This is a genomic window from Haloferax elongans ATCC BAA-1513, assembly GCF_000336755.1.
Taxonomy (GTDB): Archaea; Halobacteriota; Halobacteria; order Halobacteriales; family Haloferacaceae; genus Haloferax; species Haloferax elongans.
The window spans coordinates 422649-437281 of sequence record NZ_AOLK01000015.1 but is presented as its reverse complement, the minus strand read 5'-3'; the positions used below and the strand labels follow the sequence as shown (position 1 = coordinate 437281).

Sequence of the window (14633 nt, the reverse complement as noted above, 5' to 3'; positions counted from 1 at the left end):
TTTCGCGAGTTCCTCGTCGCTGGGGGCCATCCTTATTCTGGGTGTGGGAGCGCGATGATGGGGAGTGGAGCACCCGTGACTAATTGGAGTGTTCGGTCGCCAGAGAGCAATTTGATGATACGACCGCTTTGTCTCGGGTGGAACGCGACCGCACTCGCGTCGATGTCGTTGGCGACGTCGACGATACCCTCGACGACATCGCGTCGATACGTTATCTCCGACTCAGCGTCGGGGAAGGTGTCGCGGAACGCAGCGAACGACTCGGCAGCGAGCGACTCGGACTGTTCGACCGGCGTTTTGTCCGGCACTCCTTCGCCTTTCTCGACGACGTGTACGACTGTGACGCGGTCGACGGAGTACGGTTCGAGGGCCTTCGCAGTGACGCGAGCGTCGTCTTCGTTTGCGACGGGGACGAGTACGTGGCTGGTGAGGTTCGTTTGTGACATTGGGGGGAACACTCCTACTGAGGAAGAGGTGTGGTTGACTCGCCGATACAGCCACCGAACAGACGTTTGCTGGAGGTTTGGATATCGGCGTTCATACCTCTATAATGTGGCCAAGATGTGATAAAATCGACTCTAGACGAGACCTATGTTCAGAATATGCCTCGATGGCAATCCAGTCACGTACGTTCTTTGGGCTGAATTCTCTCGGGGGCTCCAGATTTCCCGCTGTACGTCTCAATGACGGTGCGCCGGTTCCAGTGGTTTCGTAAAGACCCAGGCCACACCTTGGTGCATTTGTGCGTTTTGAATGAAAAGTTCCACTTATCCGTGCTGGTGTGGTACGCTAGCATAAGGTGGAAAAGGCATGGTTTCAGTCATCGCAGATATCCGCGTTTCTGGGCCGAGTGCCGTTTTAACGGAACATACCTTACAAGAGCTTCCAGAGGCTGAAATCAGGATACAATACCAGGGCTCTTCCGAGAAAGCGGGGCTCGTCGTTCGCGAGTGCGACTTCGACGAATTCGAGTCGAAGGTCGAAACAGACCCGTCTATCGGCTCGTACGAGCACGTCTCCGACTTTTCGGACGTGCGCGTCTACAACATTACCGCCGGTGACGTACCCACGCTCGTCTCGGAACATCTCGCCAGCCAGAACATCCAAATTCTCGAAGCGACGAGTCCATCGGGCGATTCGAACTGGCAACTTCGGGTCCGCAGTCCGAGCCGGAAGAACCTCGCCGACGTCCTATCGGAGTGTCGTCGTGAGGGGAACACCACCCAGTTGAACACGCTCTATTCCGAAACGAACCCACCGGATGAGACTAACTTCGGGTGTCCTTCGATGGACCGCCTCACGGACGACCAGTACGATGCGCTGGTGGCTGCCTACGAGAATGGATACTTCGGGGTCCCGAAAGGAACGTCACTCGAACAACTGAGCAAGGAGTTCGATATCGGGTCACAGGCGATGTCAGAGCGACTCCGTCGTGCCATGAACACGATGCTCGAATCTCATCTCCAGCAGGACGTCGCTAAAGCCGAGCACTGACTGGGTTGGCGTCCACTCAACGACATCGCCGGAAGAATGACGACCCGGCGATGGGCTGACACCGGCGTTCGCCGAGTGTAAATTCGTGTTTTGTTTATGACTATTCGAGAAGCTTTACCCGCGACTGTGTCGATACGATTTCACACCCAATGACAACACATGACAGGATTCGAGAGGGTGATTCGAAGACGTACACGCGAACGTTCACGAACGAGGAAGTCCAGCAGTTTGCAGAGCTATCGAACGATACGGGATACCACCACCTCGTCGCGGACGAGGACGGACAAGTCGTGTTGCACGGCCTGCTGACGGCGACGATGCCGACGAAACTCGGGGGCGACCTCAACTACCTCGCTCGAACGATGGAGTTCGAGTTCCCCCGTCCTGCGTATACTGGCGTCGAGATAACGTGCGAGGCCACGTACGAATCGGTCGAGAAACAGGACGACTGCACGTATCTCGAAGTCTCGTTCGTCTGTGAAACCGAAGATGGCGACGTGGTTCTTCGCGGGCGGAGCGAAGGCGCCATCATGGGGTAACGTGTCGTCGTAACCCTCTCTGACCCGCATCGCTCTCATTGCCACCCCACCTCACTGAATCACACAGCTCTCATTTCACCCATGTCACTCACTACGCAAACCATCCAAGCGGTCGAAGCACTGCGGAACAAGTTACGACGCGAATACGGCGCGTTCGAAGTCGTCGAAAAGACGTGGACGCACTCGCCGTCGCAGTATGAAACCGTTCTCGAACGGGCTGAAAACGGTGGACTCGGTGGGGCGGGTGTTTGGCTGACCAATGATGCCGGAGAGGTTCTCTTGGTTCGCAACGAGGGTGACGACGGCTGGTGCGACCCCGGTGGCAAAGTCGAACCCGGGGAGTCCTACGAGGTGGCTGCACGGCGAGAGACGCGGGAAGAAGCGGGTGTCGAGTGCGAACTCACGGGGGTGCGCGAGGTCCACGTCATCGAAAATCGGTGTAGCGAGGCCGACCACCCATCGGTTTTCGAGGCAATCGTGATATTCGACGGCGTGTACACAGGCGGTGACCCACGCGCCCGTCCGGGCGAAATCGCCGAAGTCGGGTGGTTCGAGCGCTCACCATCGTCAGTACTCTACGACGAAGTGGCGACGAGGCCCTATCCAGCGTCGAAATCTGACGTGTGAAGTCGCTTCTCGACGGCCACGTTCGAGAACGTCCGAGTCCTAACTCCGCGCGATTCTGGAAAGTCCTCCGTTCGACCCCGCCGCACTCCCACGGACGAAAAGCGCGGTCAGCAGGAGCATCGCCGACGTGGGCAGCATCACCAGTCCGATAGTGAACTGCCAGAATCCGAGGAGGAAGAGACCGAGGCCGCCAACTACCGTCGGCCAGAACTGTTTTCGAACCGCGCCGAACGCCCCAATCCATCCGAGGGCGACGACGGCAGCGAACAGGACGAGACGCGACGTTCTGAACCCCGGTCGCGGGAGTAACACCAGCAGGACGACCGTCGTAATCGCGACTGCTGTGACCGACGCACCCCGTAGCACGTCGACTTTGGAATACGAACGCACCATATTTCGTGTTGATTCTCTAACCATATACTCGTTTCCCAGCGGTGGCTCGAGATACCCGTTTCCCAGTGGTAACTCGATACCCACAGGGCACCCAGTCGCGTGTCGCAGAATTCGGTTCGACCTATAACTCGGCAGGGAGTGCAAACTCGTATTGGATATTTCGGTCCGCTCGTGCGACGCCGAGCACACGCTCCATGAACACGCGTTTGCCCTCCGAATAGGCAGTTACGTCGTCGTGTTCCACGATCAGTTCTCGTTTTAATTGCTCGTATTCGGCACACAGGTCCGGGTGTGTCCGAAGCACGTCGCGCGTGACGACGCGTGCTTTCCACTTGTCGCTTGACGCTCCAAACACGTGGTCGTTGAATCGCTGGCCGTCCTGTCGTCGAAATACGGGGTGCCACCACTCAGAGTTCTTGGCCCGTTCACCACCGAGTGTTGCTTCGAGCACTTGCGAGACGTCGCTGACAACGTCGTCGGCGACGACGATATCGAGGTCGACGACGTCTTTCGCCGCCAAGTCAGGGACAGCGGTCGACCCAACGTGGTCAATTCGCTCGATCGCCGGTTCAAGCCCGCTCGTCGTCAGTGTGGCCAAAATTCGGTTTCGCTCGGCGACGAATTCGTCACACCACCGTTCGTACTTCGACGGCACGAGTTCGATTGGGTCGTCGTCGATGCTAACCATTAGCACATATACTGTCGGTGAATAATTCAAACTTCCGCCACTTCAGGGTCCTCGTGGGTGCTCGGACCAACCGAGTGAGCAACGAGCAGCGAATACGAGAGTGTAAGGCTCGTTTGCGTCTGATTCTGGGACTTCCTGTGCGACTACACAGTAACAAATATAACAATATTTATATATTTTTATTAGATTTGCACACCAACAGGTACGTGGTTCTGACGCACACGGTGGGATGGAGTTCGAACCGGAACGTGGGACGTGAGCGCTAGAATCACAGGAGAGACAAGATATGGCAACGACAGCAGGGAGAGGCGATGTCGGCGCGGTGCGGGCAGACATCGAAGAGACGCTCGGGTTCGTGCCGGGGTTCTGGGAGCTGAACGACGCAGACCTCGTCAACGAATGGCCGAACTTCAAACGGCACGCGTTCGAAGAGACGGCGATTCCGCCCAAATACAAGGAGCTAATCGGGTTGGCTATCGCGGCGAACATCAAGTGTCCGTACTGCCAGTACTTCCACAAATCGGCAGCCAAGATGCACGGTGCGACCGAAGAGGAACTCAACGAGGTTGCATTCCTTGCCAGTTGGACCGCTCGCTACAGCGCCATCATCCACGGGATGGACTACGACATGGACACGTTCGAAGACGAATTCGAACGGATGGCCGAACACCTCGAAGAACAACTAAACGCCGACGACTGAAAAACTGGGACACCGTCTGACTTCCGGTCAGGCGATTTTTCTACGGCGTCGTCGTTGGTTCGGGACCGAGTTCTCTCGTTTCACGACTCCGCCACGACAACCCGGACGTGACGATGACGAGTACCGCGAGCAGGACGTATGCAATCGGACCGACCGGGTTCGTCTCGGGTCCGGCGGGTCCGTACACACCGAGGACGGTCACTCCCACCGCGATGAGGACGAATACGCTAGTCAGTGCAGCCATCGCGTACGCAACCACGGTTTCCCGGGTGAGCAAGAGGTAGCTTATCACGCCCCCGGTCGCGGCGACGAGGAACAGTGCGGCTGTCTGTGGCGGCGGGTTTAACCCGGGAGTCTGGACGACTGAAATGTGAAGAAACATCGCGCTTGCTGCCGCGAGTCCACCGACGAGCGCACGCGTGATGTGGTGCCACTCCGTTTCGACCGCTGTTTCAGTTGGTACTGTCGAGTATTCCATTCGTGCTCACAGCTAGCACATAGCACGCCAAGAGAGATAACATCTCGCCCACTATGACACGTCCGACACCCGCGAGAGTGTATCTACTGCGCCGTCCAAAATAATATGTTCGCCGACATTACCATGCCGGTGGAGTGTGTATGTGCTTCTGGAATGCCCACAAAGCAAGCCGAAACGACGTGGCAGGGTGGCAAAGACGGTCACGGTGACTTCGAGACCGAGAGTGGCGACGTTTCTGGGACGTTCAAGTTCCCGACCCGGTTCGAGGACGACCCCGGAACGAACCCGGAGGAGCTTATCGGCGCGGCGCACTCCGGCTGCTTTTCGATGCAGCTGACCGCGTTCCTCGACGCCGAAGGCTACACTCCAAACAGCCTTCACACGGCCGCGGACGTGCATCTCGAACGGGCCGACGACGGTGGATTCGAGATTCCACGCATCGACCTGACGCTGGAGGCAGACATTCCCGAAATCGACGACGAGACGTTCAAGGAACTGGCACAGCGCGCGAAAGAGGGGTGCCCGGTTTCGAAAGCCCTCGCCGGGCCTGAGATTACGCTCGACGCGTCGCTTGTGAGCTAAGCACGGTCTCCGGACAGACTATTTTCCGCGGTGCTGACGCACGTGGCTACGGGTGTTTCTGCGGAGAACTGTGGCGGACGGTCTGCCAGACACGACCGTCACAAAACGTGTGGTCGTCGAGAGGGGCGCGCGACTCCTGACTGCCACACGTACTCCAGAGCACCGCTCAGTCGATTGTGAATCTTTTGGCCGGGCTTCCGCAGAACAAAAACCGAACGCGGCGCTCCCTCGACTCACTCCCCGTCTCGAATCATCATCACCTTCACCCGGCGGACGCCGTCGAAGTCGCGGAGGCGGTAGGTCAGTTGTCGGACGCGTTCACTCGGCCCGCGGCAGAACAGCGATTCGAGACACCACTCGCCTTGGTGGGTGTGACTCGTGTTCAGAATGACGTCCTGGTAGTCGTGTTGCACCGAATGGAGTTCGCCGATGACCTCGTGGTGTCGATAGTCGAAGCCGACCAGCGCGACGACGGTCCCATCGGTGTCTTCCAGTCGCGTGTGGGACTCGATGTACTCTTGCATCGCCTCTCTGACCGCTCGTGAGCGGTTTTCCATCCCCTGTTCGTTCCACACCCGGTCGAATTCGGCGACGACCTCGTCGGGGATGTTGAAACTCGTTCGCATGTACGGACGTGCCTCGGCCAGCACTAAGAGAGTCTGTATTACGACCACCGGGTTCCGGTATTAACAACCGCTATACAGGACGGCGGCGGAGGGGCTTCCGAAGCGATGTTCGGAACCGACACGATTGGGTTGTTCGCGGGGGCTGTCGCGCTCGGCGTCGTCCACGGTATCGAGCCGGGCCACGGCTGGCCCGTGGCCGCCTCCTACGCCCTCGACCAGGCGAACGAATGGCTCTACGGGTTCGCCGCGAGTTTCATCCTCGGTGTCGGACATCTCGTGAGCAGTCTCGCGATGGTCGCGGTGTTCTTCTACGCGAAGTCGTACTTCGAACCCACGCAGGTCAACGAACCGCTGACGATACTCGGCGGCGTCCAAATCGGCGGGCCGGTGAGTCTCGTTGCCGGTGTGCTCCTCATCGCACTCGGTATTCGAGAGTATCGCGGCGGCGGGCACTCACACAGTCACGGGGTGGAGAATTCTCACGACCACAGCGACCACAGCCACGGCGGCCACATCTACGACGACGACAACCACGACCACGCCGCCGCCAGCCAGTCCCAGACGCATCGCATTCGGGGCACCCTCGACGCCCAGCAGACACTCGCCCGCGACGGACACACTCACTACAACCACGACAGCCACGACAGCCACGACAGCCACGACAGCCACGACAGCCACCACAACCACGACAGCCACCACAACCACCACAACCACGACGACCACACTGGACTCTTCTCCCGTCTTTGGAACTCCCTCCCGTTCACTGGCGGGCACTCGCACGGCCATCACGACCACGGCCACGACCACAACCAGGGCCTCGACGAAGCCACAGACCGCGGACTCCTCGGTATCGCGTGGTTCGCGTTCGTCCTCGGGTTCGCACACGAAGAGGAGTTCGAGATAATCGCTATGTGCGCCGGGTCGAACTACTGTCTCGAACTGATGAGCACCTATGCGCTCACGGTCATTTTCGGCATCGTCGCCCTGACGATGGTCCTCATCGCGGGCTACCAGTCGTTTGAATCCGAAGTGGAGAAGTACACGCCGTATCTCCCAGTTTTCTCGGCAGCCGTGCTCATCGTCATGGGAATCGGCTTCATCGTTGGAGTGTTCTGACCGCCGCCTCAGTCGGCCGAGTGTCGGCGACTCCCGCGACTCACCGATTCGCCCCGAACCACTCGACGGCGAAATCGACGAGTTCGGGTTGGTCCATCAGTTTGCACGTCGCTGCGCCGACGACTCCCTCCGTGACGCCGACTTCAGCTTCGAAGTCTGCTCCGAGTTCCTCGAAGTCGTCGGTGCTGATTTCAAGGTCGTCGTACTTGACGACGACGCGCTCGCCGTCGCGGAGAATCGGTGCCGACGCTGTGATGTACTCTTTGTCGAAGTCGGCGCGGTACTCGGCGAGGTGAATCGACGTGTTCGTGTCGTATCCCGTCCCGAGATGGAGCACGTCAGCGTCTCGGTCGTAGGCACGGGCAAGTGGCGAGTCTTCACCGAGTCCGTGGTCGATGCTGTGGTTGGCGACGATTTCCTCAGCCTCGGCGCCCCACGCGGCGGCGGAGTACACCGGGTGGTCGCTTCGGACGACGCCGGGATAGTTTCGGAAACACTCCGGAATCGCACCCATCCCGCGAGTCGGTGTGACCTCGGGGCGGTACGGTGGTCGTTCGTCACGGACCGTCTGCACCCAGTCGTCAGGGACCAGGGGATTCTCCCAGACCGCTGGGTCGGAGTACTGGCCGCTGTGGGTCTGCATTACGAGCGTCCCGTCCTCAGTCAGCACTGTCTGGAGAGCGTCGACGACGGCCGTCGGGTCGACAGCGACCCATCCGAGCGAACTCATCGAGGCGTGAACGAGAAGGGTATCGCCGGCACCGATGCCGAGTTCGCGGAGGTCGGAGACGAGCGACGAGACCGTGACTGGCTCGTCGACTCGCTCGATGGCGTCTGCTTCCGTCATGACTCTCGTCTCACGTGGCCAACGCTTCAAGGTTCGTTTGTCTCCCTCTCGAATGCGGGCAAAAAACTCAATCCGTCCTCCCGTGTTGCGAATACTATGGCCGAAGTCTCCGCCCGCGACGCCCTCCGCTACGCCACAGAAGATGAGATGGTGAAACTCTACGTCGTCGTCTCTGGTGGGTGGCTCCTCCTGTTCGTCGCCGAATTCGCCTTCAACCGGCTCACTGTCGGAGTAATGTCGTTCGTCGGCGTTGTCGCTTTCCTCGCTGGCGTCCTCGCAACGTTCGCTGGACTCGTCGGTATCGCGTACAAACTACTCCGCGAGACGCGAACAGACTGAGAACGAGACTGAATCAGCGTTCCGGCCCGGGACTTACTCGATGTATGTCTCTGCGAGCGCGTCGAGCGCCTCGTGGTGCTGCGTCGTGTGTGGTGCCGTCAGTGGCGAGACGGACACCTTACCGTCGATGACGGCACGGCGGTCGGTTCCGTCCGGGTCGGGGATGTCGCCGCTGCGCATGCGCTCCCAGATTCGGTCGTGGAGTCTGACGGAGCCGTTCTCGAACTCGGCGGTCATGTCGTACATCTCCGAGGGATGTGTCACCTCCATGTCGGCCGGGGTGCCAGTCGAGCGCATCGGCGCGTTGACGTTCAGGTAGTCGCACTGCTTGAACACGCCCGCACCGACAGCGTGTTTGGCGAGGTACGAAGCCGCGTGCGTCGCCTCGCGGTAGTCCCGCGGGTCGGTCGCCAGTTCGTGCCACGGAACGTCGCCGTCGTTGGGGATGTACATCGAGACGGCGATTGCGGGCACGTCGAAGAACGCGGCTTCGACGGCCGCGCTGACGGTCCCGGACCGGCCGAGGACGTACGCCCCGATGTTCGCGCCTTTGTTGATGCCGGAGACCACCATGTCTACGTCGGGACAGAGCGCTTCGAGACCGGCTACAGTGCAGTCGGCGGGCGTCCCCTCAAGTGCGTAGCCGAGTTCGTGTTCGGCGACGATGGCGTCGGACGACATCTTCCGCCCGACGGCGCTTTGGTCCGTCTTCGGCGCGACAGCAGTCACGTCCGCGAACTCCGAGAGGGCGTCGTAGAGGGCCCGAAACCCGACGCTCTCGATACCGTCGTCGTTCGTCAGGAGGATGGAGCGTTCACTCATGGCTTCGACTCCGGCCGGAGCGCGCAAAAATCCACGCCTCGCGGCTGTCGACGTGCCGACCACACTCCCTCGCTTCGGTGGCCCGTCGAAGTCAGGTCAGACCGCGCGGTCGACGATGGTCTCGTCGTCCACGACGAGGTTGTAGGCTTCTTCGTCGTCGTTCCAGAGGACCAGGACGTTTTCGAAGACGAGGATGTCGCCGTAGTCGGCCTCCTCGAGGTCGGCGTTCAGGATGGTCGGCTTCGTCCTGACTGCGTAGTGGTCAGTCTCCTCGCTGCCGTCACCGATTTTGAACAGTTGATTTCGGCTCTCTGAGAGGTCGTGGCTCAGTTTGACGGCGAGGAGGTCGATGCGGTTCGTGACGTGGCGTTCCATCTCGGCCATCTTGGCGAAGCGCTCGGGGTTGGCCCGGATTCCGAACCGGCGCTCACCGTCGGTTCGGAGGATACTGTAGGAGTACTGCACGTCCACGTTGACGAAGGTGCCTTCGTCCTCGCCGGCGTCGCGCCCGTCGTCCAGTCGAGACTGGAACGCGGGAACGTCGAAGTCCGGTTGCACGTCGAACGACCATCCGCGGTCAGAGGGCGCGTATCCGTCCCACAGGCGAAGCGTAGGCGAGTAGATAGTCACGTCGCCGTTCACGGGAGCGACCTCGCGTTCGACCTCGCGGAGACCGATACTCGTGTTTCTGTCGGCGGGTTCGATGGCGACGATAGCGCCGTCGTCGGCGACGACGTCGAGGTACTTCTGGACGACTTCGGCGGGGTCGTCGAGTTCGTTCAGGACGTTTCCGAAGAGGACGATGTCGTACTCGCCGTCGGGGTCGAACGCTTCGGCCGTCTCGCGGTGGATACTCGTCCGGAAGTTGCGGCGCGTCTCAGAGAGCATCCGTTCGAGCACGTCGGCGGAGGCACTGGGTTCGAGCGCGTGGTAGTCCACGAGCGCGTCGTCAGGCAGGTAGTCGTGGAGTCCGAGTGCCGGGCCGCCAGTTCCCGCACCAACGTCGAGGACGCGGAGTTGTCGCGGCAGCAACCCACGTTCTGTGAGGTCGTCGAGGACGTAGCCGACGGTCGCGTAGTAGTCCGGGAGGTGGTAGATAGCGTACCCGAGAGCAGCGTCTTCGTCGTACTCGACGGGGTTGCCCTCGAAGTAGTCTGCCTTCAGTTGGCGAATGCGTTCTCGGAGTCGGTCGCCGGAGTCGCCGACGTGCCAGTTCGCTCCGTAGCGCTGGATGAGCAAGTCTTCGACCGCGAACGAGTAGTCACTGGGGAACGCTTCGGGCGACCACCCGGGAAGCGGAACCGGGTCGTCGTTGGCGGGGACGAACGTCCCGTCGTCTTGCTCGAACAGGCCGAGGTCGTAGGCTTCCTCGCGGAGCGTCTGTTTGACCACCGCAGGGTGCGGTGCGCCTTCGATGTATTCGGCAATCTCGTCGGGGTCTATCGGGCGAACGTTTCGGAGGTACTTCGCGTTGTCGCGGACGGCGTCTCTATCTATCATCGTCGGAACAGCAGGTCAGGTATCATCGGTCTATCTATCGGTCGGGTAGTCGTCGAAACGGGGGCGAGTCGCGGTCAGGTGTCGGCGTCGCTGACGTCGTCGAGCGACACAGCGCCTGTCGAAGCGACTGCCCGGTAGAGGTCGGCAAACGTCTCGTCGTCGGCCATCGCAAGGGCGCGTGCCGCGTCCGCAACGCGGTCTGTCCCGGCACCGAACTGCGATTGAATGTCGGTGTACACGCGAGGCGTGCCGCCGGAAACCGCCGTGACGAGTTCGTCGAGGGCGGCTGAAATGGGCGTCGCAAACTCGTCGCGAACGTCGTCCGCAGCGAGTCCGAACGCGAGGACGGCGGCGTGGGCCGCGGCCTGCACGGTCTCCATCGCGGCGTCGTGTTCGTCGGGTGTCGTCTCGAAGACGTGGTTCCCCGCAGTCGAGAGGTCGGCACAGACGGCGTCTGCAAGCGGTCCCGTGGTGTCGCTGACGACAGCGACGTTTCCGGGGGCGTTCTGCGGGGCAAACAGTGGGTGGAGGCTGAATCGCTCGCGGTCCGGCAGGTGCTCGCGCATCGCGCTAACCGGGCCGCCCATCGCACCCGTCACGTCGCACATGCCACCGGTCGCCCGGTGGGCGTGTTCCGCGATGGCCTCTTCGGCGAGGCCCATGGGAACAGCGAGGCAGACGAGGTCGAATTGCTCGTCTCCGTCGAAGGGGACGACGCGCCCGCCGACTTCGTCGGCCGCGCTCTCGGCGACATCGAGGTCGACGTCTGCAAACGCGGGTTCGGCATCCACTGTCCGGCCGAACCACCGGCCCATGGCACCAGCACCGACGACGAGCAAGTCCATCGGTATCGTGTGGACGCGGGCCGCCCAAAAGGCAATCGGTGCTGGCGGATGTCGTCGTGAGTTCACGCCGGACCGACCGCAATACGACAAACCCGGTTGAACGGAGTTGCCGTGTGCGAAACGTCAAGTGGCCGATTGACAATGAGTCTCTATGGCGTTTGATGATGTAGATTTCGAGGGCCGAACGGCCTTCATCACGGGAACCAGTCGCGGAATCGGCAAGCAAATCGCGCTGGAACTCGCCGACCGCGGGGCGAACGTCGTCTCGACCGGCAAGACCGTCGAAGAGCGCGACGACCTGCCGGGGACCATCGTCGAGACAGCCGAGGAGATTCGCGAGCGAGGTGGCAACGCTATCTGGTGCCAACTCGACGTTCGTGACGACGAGTCCATCCAGAACGCTATCGACGAGACGGTCGACGAGTTCGGTGGCATCGACTTCGTCGTCAACAACGCGGGCGCGATTCACATCGCGAACTTCGAGAACACGCCGCCGAATCGATTCGACCTCCTCATGGATGTGAACGCTCGCGGGACGTACGCGACGACGCACGCCGCGCTCCCGCACCTCCGCGAGAGCGACCACGCGCACGTGGTGACGTTTTCCCCACCGCGCCCCGCAGAACCCGCACCCGGAAAGGTCGCGTACGCGCTCTCGAAGTACGGCATGACGTTCATCGCCGAGTCACTCGCACAGGAACTCGCGAGCGACGATATCGCAGTAAACGCACTGTGGCCGGTGGCCGCAATCGAGTCCGAAGCGACCCGCCACTTCGGGATGGGAACGCCCGAAGACTGGCGAAAGCCGCAAATCATGTGCGACGCAGTGACTGAACTGTTCTCTCGTGAGCCGACGGCCTGTACGGGGAACACCTTCTACGACGAGGAACTGCTGAGCGAGGCTGGTGTCGAAGACTTCTCGGCGTACAACGTCGTCGAGGGGAGCAACCCGGGACCGATGTCGGCCCAACTGTTCGACACCGAGTACGAACGGTAACAGCCTCCCCGTCCTGAAGCTAATTATCTCCGCTGAGACTCAGAGCCGTAGATTTATGTATTTGAACGACCCACCACCGATAATGAGTCCCACCACTCTCAAGTTCAGGAAAACGTTCAGAGTGATGGAACAATTTGCCGAATCGGCAATTAGACTTATATAGCCATAGAGGTTCGAATAATTCGTGGACTTCCCGCGCCTCCCCTCACAAGATACGAGCGGTCAAAAGGTCGTCTTACCGGACGATCTGGACGGTGAGCAGACGCTCTTGCTCATCAGTTTCGACCGTCGACAGCAGTCGCTTGTCGGGTCGTGGCGCGGGTTCGCAGAAGAACTCTCCGAGACCTACGACCACTTCGAGTACTACGAACTGATGGTTCTCGGTGGCCGAAGCGGGATGATGCCGTCGTTCGGCGGTGGCGGCGGGATGTCCCCTGGTGCCGCGCGGAACAAGCGGCACGATAACGCGCTCATGGCGCGGGTCGACAAGACGGCACTCCAGCGCCGTCTCGGTCTCCTCGGCGAGGGGAACATCTATGCGCTGCTTATCGAAGACGGAACAGTCGTTAGGCAGGCCGCGGGCGTCATCACGCCGAAGACCGCCGACGCACTCGAAGCCCTGTTACAAGAGTGGCGCGAAGCCAATTCCGACTGGCTCGATGCGACCGCGTCGCCCGAACAGGCGGGTGACAACGCCCTCGACAGTTAAGACCGACCGACTGAGTTTTCGAAGTATTCGACGGGTGAGCAGCGGTGTTATTCGACGACCAGTTCGACCGGATAGTCGGTCAGGTTCTCGTAGCCGTCTTCGGTGACGACCACGAGGTCCTCGATTCTGACTCCGCCGATTTCAGGGTCGTAGAGGCCAGGCTCGATAGTGATGACGTGTCCGGGTTCGAGTTCCTCGCCGGCTTGGCTCACAGACGGGAGTTCGTGAACGTCGAGTCCGACGCCGTGGCCGGTGCTGTGGATGAATCCGGTTTCAGCAGTCGGATTCGCGCGAAGTGTGTTCTCGCCAGCCGCTTCGTACACGTCGCAGACGGCGTCGTGGACGTCTTCGCCGGTCGCACCCGGTTCGATGGCGTCGAGTGCCGCGTGGAAGGCTTCTTCGGTGAGGTCGAACCATTCGCGGACCGCTTCGGTCGGCTCGCCTTTGACGAACGTCCGGGTCATGTCGCCGTTGTACTTCGTCTCCTTGTCTCGCGGGAAGATATCGACGATAATGGCTTCGTCAGCAGAGAGCGGGCCGCTTCCACGGTCGTGGGGGTCGGCGGCATCGGCACCACAGGCGACGATAGTCTCGTCGAGGGCACAGCCGTGTCGGAGCAGCGTAATCTCGATTTCCTCTTTGACTCGCTCGCTCGTCAGCGGTTCGCCCTCGTAGTGGAGCGTGCCGTCGTCGGCCACGTCGGCGGCGCGGATGAGGTCTTCTGCCGCCTGCATCGACGCCTCGTTCGCTTTCTGTGCCGCGTGGATGTGTTCGACTTCCTCGTCGGACTTGACTGCGCGGATTTTTGTCAGCACGTCGTCGGTTTCTGCGTCGACCGCGACACCCTCGTCGCGGAGGCTGTCAGCGAGGCCGAGCGGGAAGTCGGCGGGCGTCGCGAGTGTCTCGACGCCGTGGTCGGCGAGGAACTCGGCAATCGCCTTCGCTTTCCCGACAGTTGGGCCATATTCGGTGTACTTCTGGCGGTAGTCGTAGTCGGCGAGTCGAGAAACGGTGTCGGCGCGGCTCTCTTTCTTCGCGCGTCCGTATTCGAGCGCGGAGACGAGGAGGGCAGTTTCGTCCGGAGTGAAGAGCGTCACGTACGGGTCCGGCGCGTCGAATCCCGAGAGGTACAACTGATTCGAGTCGCTGCCATCGGCGGAGATGAGATAGCCGTCGAAGTCGTCGCCGAGGAACTCGGTGAGTCGAGAGAAGTCGGGTTCCATACTCCGGGGTTGTCTGGGGTGGTAGTAAAGGCCTCGCGTCTGGTACGGCGGTTTCCGGTTTCGGCCACGCGGGGAGTCTACTCGGGCAAGGACTCCCCGTGTGATAGC

At 60.9% G+C, this 14633-nt stretch carries 19 protein-coding genes; 9 read left to right on the top strand and 10 right to left on the bottom strand.

Annotation, left to right across the window (positions count from 1 at the left end):
• Window positions 1-32: 32 nt before the first annotated feature.
• Window positions 33-446 carry a universal stress protein gene (locus tag C453_RS08895; protein ID WP_008323971.1) on the bottom strand — a complete coding sequence of 138 codons (414 nt, stop codon included), beginning with the start codon at window positions 444-446 and terminating at the stop codon, window positions 33-35.
• Between the two features lie 364 nt (window positions 447-810).
• On the opposite strand from C453_RS08895, the gene C453_RS08890 reads away from it, so the two are divergent.
• The 3 genes from C453_RS08890 (at window position 811) to C453_RS08880 (ending at window position 2660) form a co-directional block, all read left to right on the top strand.
• The gene (locus tag C453_RS08890) at window positions 811-1494 is read left to right on the top strand and encodes a helix-turn-helix domain-containing protein (RefSeq protein WP_008323970.1); all 684 of its coding nucleotides are present in this window, start codon (window positions 811-813) and stop codon (window positions 1492-1494) included.
• 149 nt (window positions 1495-1643) lie between these two features.
• Complete coding sequence (locus C453_RS08885; RefSeq protein ID WP_008323969.1) at window positions 1644-2033, top strand: FAS1-like dehydratase domain-containing protein; 390 nt, start codon at window positions 1644-1646, stop codon at window positions 2031-2033.
• Window positions 2034-2114: 81 nt separating this feature from the next.
• Entirely contained in the window at window positions 2115-2660 is a 546-nt protein-coding gene (locus tag C453_RS08880) for an NUDIX hydrolase (protein ID WP_008323968.1), read from the top strand.
• 39 nt (window positions 2661-2699) lie between these two features.
• Here C453_RS08880 and C453_RS08875 read toward each other — a convergent pair whose 3' ends face one another.
• Together C453_RS08875 and C453_RS08870 are read right to left on the bottom strand one after the other, a co-directional pair.
• Window positions 2700-3053 (bottom strand): hypothetical protein, encoded by a 354-nt coding sequence (locus C453_RS08875; RefSeq protein ID WP_008323967.1) that lies wholly within the window; start codon window positions 3051-3053, stop codon window positions 2700-2702.
• 121 nt (window positions 3054-3174) lie between these two features.
• Window positions 3175-3741, bottom strand: coding sequence for a GrpB family protein (locus tag C453_RS08870; protein WP_008323966.1), 567 nt, complete (start codon window positions 3739-3741; stop codon window positions 3175-3177).
• A 286-nt stretch (window positions 3742-4027) separates the two neighbouring features.
• On the opposite strand from C453_RS08870, the gene C453_RS08865 reads away from it, so the two are divergent.
• Window positions 4028-4441, top strand: a complete 414-nt coding sequence (locus C453_RS08865; protein ID WP_008323965.1) for a carboxymuconolactone decarboxylase family protein — start codon at window positions 4028-4030, stop codon at window positions 4439-4441.
• A gap of 40 nt (window positions 4442-4481) precedes the next feature.
• Here the strand turns inward: C453_RS08865 and C453_RS08860 are convergent, their stop codons facing one another.
• Window positions 4482-4919 (bottom strand): hypothetical protein, encoded by a 438-nt coding sequence (locus C453_RS08860; protein ID WP_008323964.1) that lies wholly within the window; start codon window positions 4917-4919, stop codon window positions 4482-4484.
• Window positions 4920-5072: 153 nt separating this feature from the next.
• On the opposite strand from C453_RS08860, the gene C453_RS08855 reads away from it, so the two are divergent.
• Window positions 5073-5501: an OsmC family protein gene (locus C453_RS08855; protein WP_008323963.1), complete on the top strand. Its 429-nt coding sequence runs from the start codon at window positions 5073-5075 to the stop codon at window positions 5499-5501.
• A gap of 233 nt (window positions 5502-5734) precedes the next feature.
• On the opposite strand, the gene C453_RS08850 is transcribed toward C453_RS08855, so the two are convergent.
• On the bottom strand, window positions 5735-6127 hold the full coding sequence (locus C453_RS08850) for a CopG family ribbon-helix-helix protein (RefSeq protein ID WP_008323962.1): 393 nt from the start codon (window positions 6125-6127) through the stop codon (window positions 5735-5737).
• Window positions 6128-6232: 105 nt separating this feature from the next.
• Between C453_RS08850 and C453_RS20410 the strand changes: the two genes are divergently transcribed.
• Window positions 6233-7243, top strand: a complete 1011-nt coding sequence (locus C453_RS20410) for a sulfite exporter TauE/SafE family protein (protein ID WP_008323961.1) — start codon at window positions 6233-6235, stop codon at window positions 7241-7243.
• Between the two features lie 40 nt (window positions 7244-7283).
• Here C453_RS20410 and C453_RS08840 read toward each other — a convergent pair whose 3' ends face one another.
• Window positions 7284-8090, bottom strand: a complete 807-nt coding sequence (locus C453_RS08840) for an aminoglycoside N(3)-acetyltransferase (RefSeq protein WP_008323960.1) — start codon at window positions 8088-8090, stop codon at window positions 7284-7286.
• Window positions 8091-8186: 96 nt separating this feature from the next.
• On the opposite strand from C453_RS08840, the gene C453_RS08835 reads away from it, so the two are divergent.
• A complete protein-coding gene (locus C453_RS08835; RefSeq protein ID WP_008323959.1) occupies window positions 8187-8429 on the top strand; it encodes a hypothetical protein in 243 nt (80 codons plus the stop codon).
• Between the two features lie 33 nt (window positions 8430-8462).
• On the opposite strand, the gene surE is transcribed toward C453_RS08835, so the two are convergent.
• From surE to C453_RS08820, 3 genes are all read right to left on the bottom strand, one after another.
• Complete coding sequence (gene surE, locus C453_RS08830) at window positions 8463-9251, bottom strand: 5'/3'-nucleotidase SurE (RefSeq protein ID WP_008323958.1); 789 nt, start codon at window positions 9249-9251, stop codon at window positions 8463-8465.
• Between the two features lie 96 nt (window positions 9252-9347).
• Window positions 9348-10751 carry a small ribosomal subunit Rsm22 family protein gene (locus tag C453_RS08825; RefSeq protein ID WP_008323957.1) on the bottom strand — a complete coding sequence of 468 codons (1404 nt, stop codon included), beginning with the start codon at window positions 10749-10751 and terminating at the stop codon, window positions 9348-9350.
• Window positions 10752-10825: 74 nt separating this feature from the next.
• Window positions 10826-11596, bottom strand: coding sequence for a prephenate dehydrogenase/arogenate dehydrogenase family protein (locus C453_RS08820; protein ID WP_008323955.1), 771 nt, complete (start codon window positions 11594-11596; stop codon window positions 10826-10828).
• Window positions 11597-11747: 151 nt separating this feature from the next.
• On the opposite strand from C453_RS08820, the gene C453_RS08815 reads away from it, so the two are divergent.
• Together C453_RS08815 and C453_RS08810 are read left to right on the top strand one after the other, a co-directional pair.
• Window positions 11748-12593 (top strand): SDR family oxidoreductase, encoded by an 846-nt coding sequence (locus C453_RS08815; protein WP_008323954.1) that lies wholly within the window; start codon window positions 11748-11750, stop codon window positions 12591-12593.
• Window positions 12594-12777: 184 nt separating this feature from the next.
• Window positions 12778-13302: a hypothetical protein gene (locus C453_RS08810; protein ID WP_008323953.1), complete on the top strand. Its 525-nt coding sequence runs from the start codon at window positions 12778-12780 to the stop codon at window positions 13300-13302.
• A 47-nt stretch (window positions 13303-13349) separates the two neighbouring features.
• Here C453_RS08810 and C453_RS08805 read toward each other — a convergent pair whose 3' ends face one another.
• Window positions 13350-14525 carry a M24 family metallopeptidase gene (locus C453_RS08805; RefSeq protein WP_008323952.1) on the bottom strand — a complete coding sequence of 392 codons (1176 nt, stop codon included), beginning with the start codon at window positions 14523-14525 and terminating at the stop codon, window positions 13350-13352.
• Window positions 14526-14633 lie beyond the last annotated feature (108 nt).

Coding starts and splice junctions, on each gene's coding strand:
- C453_RS08870 (WP_008323966.1), bottom strand. CDS start 3,741: ATGGTTAGCATCGACGACGACCCAATCGAACTCGTGCCGTCGAAGTAC.
- C453_RS08820 (WP_008323955.1), bottom strand. CDS start 11,596: ATGGACTTGCTCGTCGTCGGTGCTGGTGCCATGGGCCGGTGGTTCGGC.
- C453_RS08875 (WP_008323967.1), bottom strand. CDS start 3,053: ATGGTGCGTTCGTATTCCAAAGTCGACGTGCTACGGGGTGCGTCGGTC.
- surE (WP_008323958.1), bottom strand. CDS start 9,251: ATGAGTGAACGCTCCATCCTCCTGACGAACGACGACGGTATCGAGAGC.
- C453_RS20410 (WP_008323961.1), top strand. CDS start 6,233: ATGTTCGGAACCGACACGATTGGGTTGTTCGCGGGGGCTGTCGCGCTC.
- C453_RS08850 (WP_008323962.1), bottom strand. CDS start 6,127: ATGCGAACGAGTTTCAACATCCCCGACGAGGTCGTCGCCGAATTCGAC.
- C453_RS08890 (WP_008323970.1), top strand. CDS start 811: ATGGTTTCAGTCATCGCAGATATCCGCGTTTCTGGGCCGAGTGCCGTT.
- C453_RS08835 (WP_008323959.1), top strand. CDS start 8,187: ATGGCCGAAGTCTCCGCCCGCGACGCCCTCCGCTACGCCACAGAAGAT.
- C453_RS08885 (WP_008323969.1), top strand. CDS start 1,644: ATGACAACACATGACAGGATTCGAGAGGGTGATTCGAAGACGTACACG.
- C453_RS08895 (WP_008323971.1), bottom strand. CDS start 446: ATGTCACAAACGAACCTCACCAGCCACGTACTCGTCCCCGTCGCAAAC.
- C453_RS08825 (WP_008323957.1), bottom strand. CDS start 10,751: ATGATAGATAGAGACGCCGTCCGCGACAACGCGAAGTACCTCCGAAAC.
- C453_RS08865 (WP_008323965.1), top strand. CDS start 4,028: ATGGCAACGACAGCAGGGAGAGGCGATGTCGGCGCGGTGCGGGCAGAC.
- C453_RS08855 (WP_008323963.1), top strand. CDS start 5,073: ATGCCCACAAAGCAAGCCGAAACGACGTGGCAGGGTGGCAAAGACGGT.
- C453_RS08805 (WP_008323952.1), bottom strand. CDS start 14,525: ATGGAACCCGACTTCTCTCGACTCACCGAGTTCCTCGGCGACGACTTC.
- C453_RS08815 (WP_008323954.1), top strand. CDS start 11,748: ATGGCGTTTGATGATGTAGATTTCGAGGGCCGAACGGCCTTCATCACG.
- C453_RS08860 (WP_008323964.1), bottom strand. CDS start 4,919: ATGGAATACTCGACAGTACCAACTGAAACAGCGGTCGAAACGGAGTGG.
- C453_RS08840 (WP_008323960.1), bottom strand. CDS start 8,090: ATGACGGAAGCAGACGCCATCGAGCGAGTCGACGAGCCAGTCACGGTC.
- C453_RS08880 (WP_008323968.1), top strand. CDS start 2,115: ATGTCACTCACTACGCAAACCATCCAAGCGGTCGAAGCACTGCGGAAC.